12 protein-coding genes and 1 pseudogene are annotated in these 14,109 nt (G+C 63.3%); 5 read left to right on the top strand and 8 right to left on the bottom strand.

Annotated features, from left to right (window positions below; all coding sequences use genetic code 11):
• Nucleotides 1-83: 83 nt before the first annotated feature.
• Together A3CW_RS53595 and A3CW_RS54235 are read right to left on the bottom strand one after the other, a co-directional pair.
• Entirely contained in the window at nt 84-734 is a 651-nt protein-coding gene (locus tag A3CW_RS53595; RefSeq protein ID WP_211254029.1) for an amidase, read from the bottom strand.
• A 126-nt stretch (nt 735-860) separates the two neighbouring features.
• Complete coding sequence (locus tag A3CW_RS54235) at nt 861-2,378, bottom strand: methyl-accepting chemotaxis protein (RefSeq protein WP_081771498.1); 1,518 nt, start codon at nt 2,376-2,378, stop codon at nt 861-863.
• Nucleotides 2,379-3,766: 1,388 nt separating this feature from the next.
• On the opposite strand from A3CW_RS54235, the gene A3CW_RS0102675 reads away from it, so the two are divergent.
• Genes A3CW_RS0102675 through A3CW_RS44980 form a run of 3 tightly spaced genes read left to right on the top strand, consistent with a single transcriptional unit; the run spans nt 3,767 to nt 5,777 of the window.
• Nucleotides 3,767-4,222 (top strand): hypothetical protein, encoded by a 456-nt coding sequence (locus tag A3CW_RS0102675; RefSeq protein ID WP_028202188.1) that lies wholly within the window; start codon nt 3,767-3,769, stop codon nt 4,220-4,222.
• A gap of 9 nt (nt 4,223-4,231) precedes the next feature.
• Complete coding sequence (locus tag A3CW_RS0102670) at nt 4,232-4,924, top strand: nucleotide-binding protein (RefSeq protein ID WP_028202187.1); 693 nt, start codon at nt 4,232-4,234, stop codon at nt 4,922-4,924.
• On the top strand, nt 4,917-5,777 hold the full coding sequence (locus tag A3CW_RS44980) for a hypothetical protein (protein WP_407669687.1): 861 nt from the start codon (nt 4,917-4,919) through the stop codon (nt 5,775-5,777). The genes A3CW_RS0102670 and A3CW_RS44980 overlap by 8 nt, the downstream gene beginning before the upstream one ends.
• A 164-nt stretch (nt 5,778-5,941) precedes the next feature.
• On the opposite strand, the gene A3CW_RS44975 is transcribed toward A3CW_RS44980, so the two are convergent.
• Both A3CW_RS44975 and A3CW_RS0102655 read right to left on the bottom strand, forming a co-directional pair.
• Nucleotides 5,942-8,203, bottom strand: coding sequence for a ParB/RepB/Spo0J family partition protein (locus A3CW_RS44975; protein ID WP_035512233.1), 2,262 nt, complete (start codon nt 8,201-8,203; stop codon nt 5,942-5,944).
• A 123-nt stretch (nt 8,204-8,326) separates the two neighbouring features.
• Complete coding sequence (locus A3CW_RS0102655; RefSeq protein ID WP_028202186.1) at nt 8,327-9,160, bottom strand: DUF932 domain-containing protein; 834 nt, start codon at nt 9,158-9,160, stop codon at nt 8,327-8,329.
• Between the two features lie 800 nt (nt 9,161-9,960).
• On the opposite strand from A3CW_RS0102655, the gene A3CW_RS0102645 reads away from it, so the two are divergent.
• Both A3CW_RS0102645 and A3CW_RS0102640 read left to right on the top strand, forming a co-directional pair.
• Complete coding sequence (locus A3CW_RS0102645) at nt 9,961-10,638, top strand: MgtC/SapB family protein (RefSeq protein WP_028202184.1); 678 nt, start codon at nt 9,961-9,963, stop codon at nt 10,636-10,638.
• Nucleotides 10,639-10,648: 10 nt separating this feature from the next.
• A complete protein-coding gene (locus A3CW_RS0102640; RefSeq protein WP_028202183.1) occupies nt 10,649-10,921 on the top strand; it encodes a hypothetical protein in 273 nt (90 codons plus the stop codon).
• Nucleotides 10,922-11,100: 179 nt separating this feature from the next.
• Here the strand turns inward: A3CW_RS0102640 and A3CW_RS50730 are convergent.
• The 4 genes and pseudogenes from A3CW_RS50730 to A3CW_RS0102625 all read right to left on the bottom strand — a co-directional run.
• Nucleotides 11,101-11,310, bottom strand: a pseudogene (locus A3CW_RS50730) (IS110 family transposase); the annotation flags it as partial.
• Between the two features lie 196 nt (nt 11,311-11,506).
• Nucleotides 11,507-11,959, bottom strand: coding sequence for a hypothetical protein (locus A3CW_RS0102635; RefSeq protein WP_028202182.1), 453 nt, complete (start codon nt 11,957-11,959; stop codon nt 11,507-11,509).
• A gap of 69 nt (nt 11,960-12,028) precedes the next feature.
• Complete coding sequence (locus tag A3CW_RS0102630) at nt 12,029-12,547, bottom strand: NADH-quinone oxidoreductase subunit B family protein (RefSeq protein ID WP_028202181.1); 519 nt, start codon at nt 12,545-12,547, stop codon at nt 12,029-12,031.
• Nucleotides 12,547-14,109, bottom strand: a complete 1,563-nt coding sequence (locus A3CW_RS0102625; protein ID WP_028202180.1) for a hydrogenase large subunit — start codon at nt 14,107-14,109, stop codon at nt 12,547-12,549. Before A3CW_RS0102625 ends, A3CW_RS0102630 begins: the two co-directional genes overlap by 1 nt.

Genomic DNA, 14,109 nt, shown 5'->3' with positions numbered 1-14,109 from the left:
ATGGCGTTTGTGGAGCCGTATCTTAGCCGATCGGGGCGGGCGCCGCCGTGCATCAGGCGGCGTTCGCGTTCTGCAATACGCTTTCAAGCGCGGCGGCAACGCTCGGCACGTGCGCGTCGCTCTCGGCGAGCCCCGCCACGCTCAAGCCTACCGGCGCCTTGCCGCGCGGCGCGCACGGCAGCGATACCGCGCATCCGTCGAGGAAATTCATCACCGAGGGATTGCGCAACACGAGCGCGTTCGTTTCCGCGAAGTGCGCCAGGTCGGCTTCGAGCGCTGCGATGTCGGGCGGCCATGGGCACGGTCGCAATGAGGAAGGCATCGAAGCTCGCGAGCGCAGCGCGCGCCTGTGACATTGCCGCTGCGCTCGCCGTTTCGCCCAGGCGGATGCGCGCGAGCACGCGCGGGTAGTGGTGCTGAGCATGTGCTTGGAGCCGGCTACGGTGCGCCGTGTAGGCCCCGATCGGCGAGAAGCCGATGCGTTTGATGGCGGGCAGCGCCTCCAGCGACGGCAGGTGCAGCAAGGCAACCTGGATGTCCGCTCGCGAGAGGCGCGTGAGCGTGGCTTCCCAGGTGCGGGCGACGTGCGCGTCCATGCCTTCGGACACGTAGTTCGAAAGTGCCGCGAGGCGCAGGCCCTTGGGCGCGGAAGGGTGCATGCGCGCGACCCGCATTTCCAGCCGTGACCAAACAGCGGATATCGAAACGCACATTCGGGCGCGATCGGCCATCATGCCCAGATTGTTTCCTACGCCTCTAAATGCAGACGACGTTCGGGAAGTAGCGCGCTATGTGGCGTCCTTGAAGGGCTCCCAATAAGGCGCTCAGCATCAGGATGTCGCGTGGTCTGTCGTAAAGCCTTACACAATCTTGCGCAGCTTGCTCGACTGATCTTCCAGCGACATGGCCGCCGCCGCGGCTTGCTCGACCAACGCGGCATTCTGCTGGGTAACGCCGTCCATTTGCGAGATCGCCTGATTCACTTGCTCGATGCCGCGACTCTGCTCCTCCGAAGCGTTGGCGATTTCACCGACAATGTCATACACGCGCTGGATGGACAGGCTGATCTGGTCCATCGCACTACCGTTACGGACAACGAGTTCGCTACCCATTCGCACACGCTCGACAGAAGTGCCAATCAGGTCCTTGATCTCCTTTGCCGCCGTGCTCGAGCGCTGTGCCAGCGAGCGGACTTCCGAGGCCACCACGGCGAATCCGCGGCCGTTTTCGCCGGCACGAGCAGCCTCAACTGCGGCGTTCAAGGCAAGGATATTGGTTTGGAATGCAATGCCTTCAATCATGCTGGTGATTTCGGCAATCTTGATCGCGCTATCGCTAATGCCGTTCATGGTCTCGACAACTTCCGCAACCAGGCGGCTTCCGGCCAGAGTCACGTCGCGTGCCGTGGACGCCATTTGTCTTGCGTCGTGCGCGCTGTCACTATTGTGCTTGACGGTCGAGGTCAACTCTTCCAGGCTCGCCGCCGTTTCCTCCAACGAGGCCGCTTGTTCTTCGGTGCGCGCCGAGAGATCCTGGTTGCCCGCAGCCGCTTCGCCGCTGGCTAACGCTATGGCCTCGCTGGCGTGGTGCAAATCGCGAACCGTCTGACGCAGACGCTCCTGCATGTCCGCTATGCCACGCAGCAACCGGCCCATCTCGTCATGCGATTTGAGCGAAACCGGGCATGTTAGATTGCCCTGCGCGATCTGCTCGAAGTGCGCAAGCGCTTCGCTCAGCGGCTGTGCGACGGCGCGGCGCAGACTCAAAAAGCTGCCGACAGCAGTCGCCAAGCCCAACACCAGCGAGGCGAAGGCGACGAGGCGCAACACGGCATACCAGTGCTGCTCAGTCTCGAACTGCTCCTGCGCTTCTTTTACCTGCAATGCGCGTAATTTGACGCTGCTGCTGTGATATTTGCCGTACAACGTGTTGTTTTCGAGCGCGGACCGCATGATGCGAGCACTGTCCTTCGCGAGCAGCGCTTGTGCGAATTCGTCGAGGCTGTTGTCCATCGTCGTGCGCTGAGCCATTAACTCGCGCGCGAGTTCAGCTTCGCCTGCCGAGTGCGGCAGCTTTATGTATCCGTTGAGCGCCTTGTGGGCCATTGCGCGAAAGTTCTTCTCGTGCGCGACGGTTTGCTGGATGTTGTCATCCGAAGAAATGTCGCTGGCGCCACGCAGAAGTGCCGTACGCTCACGCTGCAGGCTGAGTTCGGCTTCGCTAATCAAAATGGCGCTTGGCAGTTTGTTTGTGTACGTATCGAGATTGCCGTCGTCACTGTAGGTCATGCCGGCTATGCCAACGATCCCGACAATTAGCAGCAGTACGGATAACAAACCCGTCGTCACTGCGAGGCGCGATTTTATGGAAAGACCCATTACGGTGTTCCTTAAAGGCTAGTTCGGATAACCCACCCATTTCAATCCGGCCCGCCATGGCTGGCCATTCAAAATGTGCCTCGAATGGATGATCATCGTCGGACCCGGTCACGCGCGAACGTATCGTCGACAACGGGCATGAACTGTCTCCAGACATCAAGCTTTTTGTAGGTTGGGCGCCAATGTAAGCGAGCCGCGGGCGAATGCCCCCATATGAATTGCACCGCCGGTCATAAATTCTGAGTCTGTCGCGCGATCTGCGGGGTGAGCGGTGCAAATCCGCTGCACTGAAGGCGGAGCGAACCACATCGGCCCTGAGCCGGTCGCAGAGCGGCGGAAGGCGACCAGCGATGCGTCGGGATGGCGGCTTGGGGGCATCCGATTCGATGGGTGCCGTTGACTAAACGGGAGATCGGGTATCCCGGAGGCAACGCATCTCGCAGTCGCGCAACTCATTTCGACGATTATCTCGCCTGCATTCAAGTAGAACCGCCCGGCTATACTTGCTGAAATTCGCAATGAGATCCCGGTCTACGTGAGAGTACTTGCTGAGAAGCGCAAGGCTAGTACCATCCTGCTCCGAGTACCAGCGTGATGTACAAGGCGCCCCAAACCGGCACCAGCCTATCCTGCAGTACCGTGTTTTCTGTGTGTTTTTTGTCGCCCGGCGTAAACGTTTTGCGCAGAGGTCGCCATTCCCGCGTAAGCCGCGTGTTCAGGCCCTGCACGATCAGGTGCGAACCGCGTGCGAACTGTTTGCGTAGAGGTCGCTCGTTCAGCGTCAGCGCGGTGCGTACGCGAGTACGTAAAGGTCGCGCAACCCTGTGCGCGATGGTGTGCGATCTGGTGTCCTTCATCGTGCGTCGAACCTGCATACCGCAGTGTGCTTGCCCTGTCCTGAAAACTGCGAACCCGGTGCGGATGAATCGAGCGATCTCGTGCGTGTTCCCGTGTCGCAAACAGGACAGTTCACATCTACATACAGTGAGCTGGATACATGCAGCCGGGTGCCTACAGCTGGCGTGAGCGGGTGCGAACCGGGATGCGCACCTGCTGCGTTGCCCGGGTGCCACCGGTCGCGTCACCTGATGCCTCAAACTTGCCTTGCCGGAGCCAAGGCGCGGTGTACTGAAGGTAAATGGCTGTGCGTTGTCGCAGCGCATGAAGCGCGAACATTGCACGCATCCGGTGCGATCGGTCGTGCCTGAACATGTGGCTGTTGCATGCGTGCGACGTGCGCAAAAAAGTGCGTTGTTCTCGCGTGTTCCCGTGCGTTCCCATCGCTTCCCGTGTGCGTTTCCTCTGCGAAAGACGCGCTTGACGCGTGCGCTCGCGCTGCGCACGATAACGACAGGGCCGTGTGTCACGGCGTGCGCGGGAGGGTGAGCATGCCTGTCGCAAAGGGTTATACGAAGTCGCAATGGGAGGCGTTTGCGAGCGCGCTCGATGCGTTGCCTGAGAAACCGGATGCCGGGCGCAGTGTCCCGGTGCGCGAGGCGATGAAGGAGATACGCGCACGTGTGCGCGCGGCACAGGCGAAGGGCTATACGCTGGAGCAGATCGCGGAGCAGGCGAAGTCGCAGGGAATCGAGATCACGGCGGGCACGATCCGCTATGCGCTGCGCGCAGCCGGAAAGGGCAGCGGTGCCGGAAGTGGCAGCACTCGCGCGTCATCGGGCGCGCGCGCGACGGGCACAGGTAGTGCGTCATCGCCGCGCGCGCCAGGCGATCCGTCACACACGAATCAGGTCCGCAAGGACGGGGGAAAGACCGTAACCAGACAACTCATGCCGGTGCAGGGCACGCTCGGATTCGCAATCCGGCCCGATTCCGACGATCTGTAGGGAGCCGCCATGAACACGACAGTCAATCCTATCTATCTCGTTGGCGGTGGCAAGGGCGGTGTCGGCAAGAGTGTGGTCGCGCTCGCGCTGGTGGACTACCTGCAGCGGCGGGGCGTGAATACCGTGCTGGTGGAAAACGATACGTCGAACCCGGACGTGATGCGCGCGGTCCACGAGGAACTCGATTGCGCTTCGTTCGATCTGGACAAGGCCGGGGGATGGATCGATTTCGTGAACTACTGTGACGTGCACCGCGATGCGGTCGTGGTGGTCAGCACGGCGGCGCGCAATCAGGATGGCGTCACACGATACGGAGCGACCCTGAGCAGTACGCTCGATGAACTCGGACGGCGGCTCGTCGTATTCTGGGTCATCAACCGGCAGCGCGACAGTCTCGAACTGTTGCGACAGTTCAGCGAGACGTTCCCCGAGGCGACGGTGCATGTCGTGCGTAATGGCTACTACGGCACACCTGAGCGCTTCGTGCTGTATCAGGATTCGAAACTGCGCAAAAGTATCGAGGCGAAAGGCAAGTCACTGGATTTTCCCGAACTGGCCGACCGCGTTGCCGATGACCTGCGCAGCCAGCGGCTGTCGGTGCGCAAGGCGGTTGAGACGCTCCCCATCGGGCAGCGCGCGGAGTTGTTGCGCTGGCGGTCGTGCTACGACGCGATGTTCGCGCGGGTGACAGGCGATGCGTGAGCGTCGTTCGCGGCGCACGGGGCCGCCTGATCCGCTCGCGCGGCTTTTTCTCGAAGTCAGTGGTGGACCACCGGACGACGCGAGCCTGCTGCGCATGCGCCGCGTGTCGGCGGCGCTGAACCTGCGCGACAACGATGCGCTGTGGTCGGTGCTGGCCGTGCTCGAATACTACACGCGGCTGTATGAAGCCATACCGGAGCGCATCCGGCAGGCGGGGGCGGGCGGGGTGGATGCGGCGCGGGCCGAAGCGTACGCGGCGACCGAGGCACTCATGGTGCAGCATCGTGAGGCGCTCGCACGGTGCAAGGAAACGATCACACTGGCGCAAGAGATGACAGCCGAGCACGAAGCGCGCTATCGCGCCGCGCTTGCCGCACTGGGTGACGAGGCATTGACCAGACTCACGCGTCGCGCGACGAACCGGATTGCGCTCGTCGCCGGAAACCGGCTCGTGGGTGCGATGGCGGTGGCTGCACGTGAACAGCAGAAGCGGATTGACGGGGCACTCGCGTCATTCGAACGGGTCGTCATGCGGCGGCTCATGCGGGCATGCTATGGGCTGGTCGCGTGTGGGCTGATCGCGATATTGGTGGCGGCGAGTGCTGGTGGGCTGGCCGGATGGTGGGCGGGCAGTCATAGGGTGCGGGCAGACGGTGCGCCGTCTAGCCGGATGGGTCATACCTCGCCGGTGTCACCGTCCATGAACGCGACGGCGTCGCGGAGCATGCAGCGAAGCTGCGTCGTTCGGGCCGAAGGCGATCATCGGTGCCCGGTAGCCTTCATCTCCGGCACGGGCCAGTGCATGCCGTGGTGCTGGCCTTCGTTGTACTGCAGGTCGAAAAACGTCAGGTAGAGGTCGGGCGCACCTTCGGTATTGGTGGCGAGTACGGCCATGCGGATCTGGTCGGTCATGGTGATTTCTCCGCTTCAGGCAAGCAGACGGCAGCAATACACGGTAATACGTAGCAATGCGGGTCTGCCGCGTGCCTCGCCCCGTTGCCGGGGCGAGGGATGGGGTTAAGCCGCGAGCGGGCCGGATTGCGCACCGTTCATGTTGTCGGCAGTGGGAAAGGGCCACGGCGTGAGCGGGCGACTGGCGACGGGCGCGGTTTTTTCGCCGGTGGGCGTGCCGTTGACGAGTCCGGTGCCGTTCCCGGCATCCGGTTCCGCGTCGGCGTGCTCGTCGTCCAGCGTTTCATCCGCACCGTTCCCGGTGTCCGCGCTGTCGTGGTCACAACCGCCTTGGTCTTCATCCTCGTCGTTATCGTTGTTGTTGCGGCTTTCCCATGACGGGGTGACCGGGGTCGCACGATCGGTGATGATTTCCGGGAGCCAGGCCGCCTTCGCGAGCCGAAGCTCGGCGGCGGCTGCCGCGTCCGCTTTCTTCATCTTTTCGAGATCGGCGGCGGCTTTGGGCGAGACGGCTGCGGACACGACTTCCGCGATGCGTGCCTTGCTCACATGATCGAAATACGTGGCGCGCGTCGGCGTCCAGTACCGGGTCATGTCGAGGCTCAGCGCGCCCGCGAGGGCGTTGATCGTGTGCGGCTTTTCTTCGCTCGCGATGCCGTCGAGCAGCGTGCCGGTGCAGAACGCGAGCAGGTCGAGCAGCGTTGTGCCGGGGTCCTGCTGGATCAGCCACGGCAGCAGGTCGGCCCGTTTTGCGGGGAGTTCCGCGATCCAGCGCGCGCGCTGCGCCTCGATGGCGTTCCACGCGGGGCTGGCGGGCAGATCGTCGGCGGCGCGCAGCAGGTTGTCCTGGTTGTTCGTGCCGGTGAGCGCGAGGAAGTCGCGCGCAGACGTGTGCCCGAAGTGATCGGGAAACGCCTTCGGCACCAGTTGATGCAGCAGGGCTGCGAGCGCCACAGACGGCTGCGCGACGAGTTCGGCGTGCACGGCTGCGGTACGGTGCGCGGTGAGGCGCTGGCAGAGCTTCGCGTTGTGAACGGGCCGGATTTTCGGTGCCATGGCGGTAACTGCCTCGTCGGCTTCGGCATCGGGCGTGCCGGCGACCTGTGCGCCCGCCGCTTCGAGCGTGCTGGCGTTCTCGCGGCGCACGAGGCCGCGCTCGATGACGAGTTCGCCCTGCTGGCCGACGATGACGAATGCGCCCGCCTCGGCCATCTGTTGCGCCTCCCATATCACGCTGCGGCTTTCGAGGGCGATGAGTGCGGCGTTGACGCGTTCGATTTCGTCGTTGAGCCGGTCGGCTTCTTCCCAGGCGTCTTCATCGTCCTCCGACAGCGCCTCGAACTTCTCAGCGAGTTCGTCCTGCTGCGCGGTGAGGACGTCCATTTCCCGCTGCTCGTCTTCCGTACAGGGACGTTGCACCGGGCGAAGCCTCCCGTAGCGGTTCAGTTCCAGAAAATCGCGCTCGACGCGCGTTTCGATCCAGCCCCAGCCTTCCGCGTGCACTTCCTGAGCGGCGGCGTCGAGCTTTTGCGCGACGAGGCGCTGCAACAGTTCGGCGTCGGCGATATAACCGGCGTTCCCGTCGTCGCTGAACAGGTCGCGCCTCACGTAGCCGCCAGCCGCTTCATAGGCTGCGAGGCCGACGAAGCGCACGAGACGGCTGCGACTCGCGTCGATCTCGGCGCGGGTGATGGCCTGCCGCAGGTAGTTGGGCTGGCGCTGCCAGTCGTTCGCGTCGAACCAGATATGCTCCTGCGTTTCATGGTCGTCCGCGAGGGCGAGGGCGGCAAGCTGGTCGAGGGTGATCGCATCCTCACGCAGCAGCGTGAGCAGTCTGGGCGATACGTTGGCGAGCTTCATGCGCCGTTTGACGGTGAGCGGCGAGGCCGAGAAAAGCGCCGCGATGTAATCGACGCTTCGCCCTTCCCCGGCCAGCATGCGGTATGCGCGCAGGACGTCGAACGGGTCGAGTCCTTCGCGTTCGCTGTTCTCGATGAGCGAAATCGCGAGGGCTTCGCCTTCGCTGACGATGCGCACCGGCACCGGGTAGTCGGCGGCGATGTGCTTCTGCCCGAACAGCAGGTCGAGCGCGGCTTCGCGTCGACGGCCTCCGCATACGCCGTAGGTCTGCCGCTTGTTGCGCGAGCCCTTCATGGTGTGGACGACAAGGTTTTGCAGCAGACCCTTGGCGCGGATGCTGGCGGCGAGACCCTCGATGCCGGACAGGGGCTTCGTGCGGACATTGAGGGGCGACGGGCGAAGACTGGAATACGGCACGGTGACAACCGGCTGCTCGTCGCCGAAACTGGTTTCGAGCGGGGAGGCCGTTTCGTTGTTGACCACGGTGGTTTCAACCTGGGCTTGCATGACTGACTCCAAAAGGTAGAAGAAGGCTCCGGGTCGGTACTAGAGGGCTGGTCAGGACTTGACCCGGAAAGGAGTCCTGATCAAAGGAATGGAGGGGCGGCAGCGGATGCCGCCGGGTGGTGGCTACGCCTTCATCTGGCGCATGGCGTCAGCGAGCATCCACAGCGCGCGGTTGAGTTTCACGTTCTGGTCGATGCCGGTGATGGGACGGGTGGACATGGAGCGTCCACTGCGCGAGCGACCGTGCAGCCCGCCTTTGGTGAGGTTTTCCTGAACCCGCTGAAATACCGTCCAGAGGTCGTCACGGCGATCCTCGAAGCGGCGCGGGGCGAGCAGGCTGTTTTCAGTGATGGGGACGGGCGTGTCTGCGTCGGTCGGGTCGTAGCGCAGCGCGAGCGCGGAGCGCGCAAACGCGTGCTGTTCGTCACGCTCGAGCGTGACGGCCTTCATGCCGTCCTTCTGCTCGCCGATGAGGTCGAAGCCATCGAGCACGTCGAATGCACCGTTGATGACGTTCTGGACGATGTTGCCCTTGTGCGGCACGCGGATATCGCGCACGGTGTCCCCGGCGACCATGCCATTCTGGCAAACGAAGCGGTAGGCACCGGCGAGCATCTGGTAGCTGCTCGTGCCGTCGTGCGAGTTGAGCAGGATGATCTCGTTGGCTTCTTCGCCGGTGATTTCGTCGGCGTGCCGCATGCGGATCATGTGCTTCGTAAATTCGCGACGGTCGTCATGACGGACGCGTGTCTGGCAGACCATGAAGGGCTGGAAGCCTTCGTTGCGCAGGCCGCGCAGCACGTCGATGGTCGGAATGTAGGTGTAGCGTTCCGAGCGGCTTTCGTGCTTGCCGTCCGCAAAGATCGAAGGGGCGACACGGCGGATCTGGTCGTCCGGGAGGGGCGAGTCGGAACGCAGCATCGGGGAGCCGTAACGGAAGGAGGAAGCGAGTTGCATGACACTCTCCACAGCAAGGAGGTTGATGGGTGTTTGCGCTGACCGGGCTCCAAGATTCCGCCCGTCCCGTAGGGGTTGGGCTCGTCCCGGTGGAACCCGGTGCCGGCTGTGCTGCCGCCAGTCTCCTGAGTTCGCGCCCGTGCGACTGAAGGAGCCGGTGGCAGCCAGATGTCAAGGAAATAGGCGAGGGAGGGGTGCGGGCAACACGGTCCCTCGCCCCTTGATGTCTGGCTGCCACCGGCTACGGTCGCGGGTGTCGGGCGGGAACCCAGGAGAGTGGCGGATGCGAAGCGCCGGGTTTGACCGGGATGAGCCGCCGCGCGGCGAGCGCGATCGTGGAGGCCGTGTGCGGCCTCCACCTGACCGGGGTGTGACGAGGGTGTTGAGGCTTCAGGTGTGTGCGTCAGGGATTGAAGCCCGCAGGGGCGAGACGCGTCACGCGGCTCGACGCGAAGCGCGAAAGCCCGGTCCGCAGCGTCAGCGCAGGGGACGCCCTGTCTCAGGGTCTTTCATCGGGCAGCGCGCTATCTGCGCCGTGCCACCAGGCCACGCGTGCTGCGAACGGAACTGCCACCGTCGGGCGCAAGCCGCAGCTCATGTCGCGTGATGATGTCGCGCCTGCGCGATACGCCGTTGACGTGTTCCATCCTGGCGCCATTGCTGCCCGGCGTGAAAGCGGCCAGCGCACAGGCGAGCCTGGCGACGACTGGCTTGTCCGTGGACGTCACGAACGTCACAAAAATGTCACAATTGTGCATGCACGTCCTGCCGGCTGATGAAATTACTATCGGGAACGGGAAATGATTGGAAACCTCGAAATCCTGTCGCGGCTGCTGATCGCTGCCCTGCTCGGCAGTGTGATCGGCTTCGAGCGGGAGAGACTGAACTGGGCGGCTGGACTGCGTACCCATATGCTCGTCTGTGTTGGTGCCGCGCTCATGATGCTCGTGTCGGCATTCGGCTTTGCCGATGTGCTGGGCGAGAAGAACGTCGTGCTTGATCCATCCCGTGTTGCAGCCCAGGTCGTGTCGGGGATCGGCTTTCTCGGCGCGGGATCGATCCTCCTGCGTGGCGAAGTGGTGCGTGGCCTGACGACGGCAGCCAGCCTCTGGTCAGTGGCGGGCGTCGGACTGGCAGTGGGAGGTGGCATGTACACCGCAGCGATCGGTGCCACCGTCATCATGCTGCTCATCCTGGCAGGCGTGAAGCCGCTGGAGCGGCGCTTTATCTCCGTGCGCCAGCAGCGCAGCATCCAGCTCCTGGTCGAACGCGGCAGCGTCTCGCTCGATACGGTTCATCGTGCGCTGGGTACGGGTAGCGTACGGGTCAAGCAGTTCATCGTGCAGCAGTCCGAGGACGATGCCGATCTCGACGACGTGCAGATTGCGCTATCGCGCGTAACAGCCAGCGAATTCGCGGCGGTCTGCGCGCGCCTGGAAGCCATGCGGGGTGTGCGGGCATGCCTTCAGGACAAATAGGAGGCCAACCATGACGCGCACATACCAATACGAGGGGTTCAGGCTCGAGGTCTGCGTTGAACCTGATTCCTGTCTCGGGACGAACAGGCTTGCGCAGGCGGGGCCGGGGTACGTCGCGATCGTCAGGATATTCCAGGCGGACAACGCCATAGCGGTGTTTTCTCCGTTACGTTTCGGGGAAGCAGGCGGGCGCCCATTCTGCACCGAGGCTGAAGCGCTTGCGGGCGGCTCGGATGCTGCACACAGGATTGTCGACGACCTCTTTCGTGATGACCGGCGCTGATTGCGGGGCGCGGCGTTACGCCGGCACGCTTCGCTTCAGGTGCGGACAGGTCCAGGTTCTGCCGGCTGCACGACGCACAGGATTCACGCTCCACGAAAGCGGGGACCGCTCGATCTCGCGCAACGATGAAGTGGAGGGTAAAGCGCTGGTGCGTACCCGTGTAACTTCTCCGAGTTCTACGGCAACACCACACGGAATTCCGACAGCGGGCATCGCAACCGATTGCAGGTCATTGTCCCTTCTTCTATGAAATCTTGCCGTGTCCGATGCAGGCAAAGCGCTGCCTGCTGATGTTCGTCCTTCACCGGCACGAAACGCATGCCTGGTCGCGTCACTGCTTCGCAGACTGCAGCAGCATCCGCCGCGTCGTTCTTGCCAAGCCTGGCGGATATGCGGAAAGAGGATAGGTGTCCGTGTTTGCGGGCCAGTCTAAGGCCACACGCGCGGCCCCTGGGCCGCATTGACACCGAGCGCCGCGCGACGAAGCTTTGCCGCGCACATTAAAACTCTCTCGTGTCATGGCCCCGGTTGCGTCAAGGATGCGGAGCGTCAGCCGGATCAGCCCTTGCTGCGGTCTTTCGGGAGTCAGTCGAGGTATCGCCCGCTATACGCCCAGGTGAGCATCGCAATCAACGCGGCGAAACAGAACAGCCATTGCGCTACAGCGGAATCCCACGCCAGTTGAGGAGTGGAAAACGGAATGGTCTGGATCGCCTGGCCAAGAAGCGCACCTGGCTTAAGACGCTGCGTCTGCTCGATGTGCAGCCAGTGCATCGAGAGCAGACTGGCCGCCCAGCCAAGACCAACGACGAGCCCGTCGATCACTTTAAAATCGAACGGTCTGGCCGGATTCCTTGCGATATTGATAGCGACGTGTGAGATCGAGATCGTTACAGCAAGAACGGATAGCGCAACAAACCACATCGGGTACCGAAGCAGGACGGCAAACAGGAAGCCGAACATGGTGACGAGTTGAGGCCACGCCAGGCGCACGAGCGCGAGAGTCTCGCGCTCGTCACCAGAGTTGTCGTCTCGCATGATAAGGTCCCAGTGGATCGAGACATCGCGCGGGGCGTAAGCGCGTGGACGACGTCTCCCTACTGAATTTCATCTCTCGATAGCGGACCGGCAGGCCGTCAGGATGCCCTGCAGCAGATCGATGGGCGGCGGGGGACATCCAGGGATTGCCACATCGACCGGCAGGATCGACGAAACGGGGCCACACACTGCATAGCTCCCGGCAAAAATGCCGCCCGTACACGCGCATTCACCCGCCGCAACAACGAGCTTTGGAGCTGGCGTAGCCTCATAGGCTGCGAGCACTGCCGTCTTCATGTTCAGCGTCACGGGCCCGGTCACGAGCAGCAGGTCTGCATGGCGCGGGCTCGCGACGAACCGGATGCCCAGACCTTCGATGTTGTAGTAGGGGTTGTTCAGCGCGTGGATCTCCAGCTCGCAGCCATTGCAGGAGCCCGCATCGATCTGCCGGATGCACAGCGCGCGCCCGAGCAGATCGAGTATTTCGCCGCGAATCTCTCGCTCCTCGTGTCGCCATGCGTCTTCCACTGTCGGCGCTGGTTCGTCCGGAAAGCCGGAGCGCGCGAATTGCCGGATAAGTTGCCACATCAGAGATCGTGCCCCGCGTAATTCAGGTTGAACGACTTGTTGATCAGCGGGAAGTCAGCAACGATGTTGCCGATGATCGCGTGCTCGAGTGCCGGCCAGGCTTGCCAGGACGGGTCGTGGCAATGGCAGCGCAAAACCACATCGTCTGCGTCCAGCTCGAGCGCGACGAACACGTCGCCGCGCCATCCTTCCACCCAGCCTGTTCCTCGCGAAGGTGTCGTTGCCGGCTTCAAGTCGATGGCAACCGGTCCAGCCGGAAGCTCGGCCAGCAGCGCACGCATCAGACGCAGGGACTCGTCGATTTCGGTGAATCGCACGGCAACGCGCGCCGCGACATCGCCCCGCGTGTCGCTTGCAACCTTGACGGCCAAATCGTCATACGGAGCGGGTTGCAAGTCCGCGCGCACATCAAATGTGTGGCCGCTGGCGCGGGCCGCCATGCCGCGCACGCCGAAATGCCTGGCAACTTCGGCAGTCAACCGGCCCGCGCCGGCAAAGCGGTCCTGCAATCCTGACTGGTCTTCGTAGATCTTGCGCAAGACGTGGACTTCACGCTCGATACGGTCACACTGCCTGGCCAGTGCCGTCGCAGTCTCGGGGCGAATGTCGACTACGACGCCCCCTGGCGCGATCCGGTCCATCAGATAGCGATGCCCGAAAGCGTGAGCGTTCATCCGGATCCAGTCCTCCTTGAGCCGTGAGAACTGGGCGAGTCCGAAGGCAAACCCCGCATCGTTGCCGAGCGCACCCAGGTCGCCCAGATGATTGGCAACCCGCTCCCTTTCCAGCAGGAGGCCGCGTACATACAGCGCGCGGTTCGACACCGTGACACCGCACGCCTGCTCAAGCGCCATGCAGTACGCCCATGAAAACGCAACTGTCGAGTCGCCCGCAATCCGTGCCGCGACCCGGTGGCCACCTGAGGCCGGGGTTCGTTCGAACAACCGTTCGACGCCCCGGTGAACGTAGCCGAGACGCTCCTCGAGGCGCAGCACCTTTTCCCCCACGACCGAGAACCGGAAATGTCCGGGCTCGATGGTGCCGGCGTGGATCGGCCCGACCGCGATTTCGTGCACGCCGTCTCCGGTGACCTGCACGAAGGGGTAGTCGGCCTCGCTCGACTCGAACCTTTCGATGCCGGTTGCCTGTTTTTGCAAAGGGAAATAGTCACCGGGCCAGTTGCCGTGATTGAGCCACGGGCGGTTGTCCTGTGCCGCGCGAGCCCGCAGGCCGGTGAGATCGAAGATTGCGCGCTGCATGCGCGCCGCGTACGGAAAAATGGCGGCAAGATCAGGGAAGCTCCCGTCGGGTTGCGGACTACGCTCCGTCGTGAGACGTAGCCACAGTATCCCGTCTTCACATTCGTACGCGGCGTTCACCGAAAAAATTCCTTCGGGCGCTTCGCTACCCCACATCGCAATGAGCCGGCTCCGACTGGATTGCGCGGCGCGCGCGATCTCAAGCCAGCCCGCTTCCTCGACGTCCGCAATCCTTGCCGGCACTTGACCGGGACTGCACTTGAGGTGGGTCGCCGCGCTGAGCGGTAACGAGTCGAGTCGCAT

Source organism: Paraburkholderia nodosa DSM 21604, from assembly GCF_000519185.1.
In the GTDB taxonomy this organism is placed as follows: Bacteria; Pseudomonadota; Gammaproteobacteria; order Burkholderiales; family Burkholderiaceae; genus Paraburkholderia; species Paraburkholderia nodosa.
The sequence above is the reverse complement of the archived record's forward strand: the minus strand, read 5'-3'. Positions and strand labels throughout refer to the sequence as shown.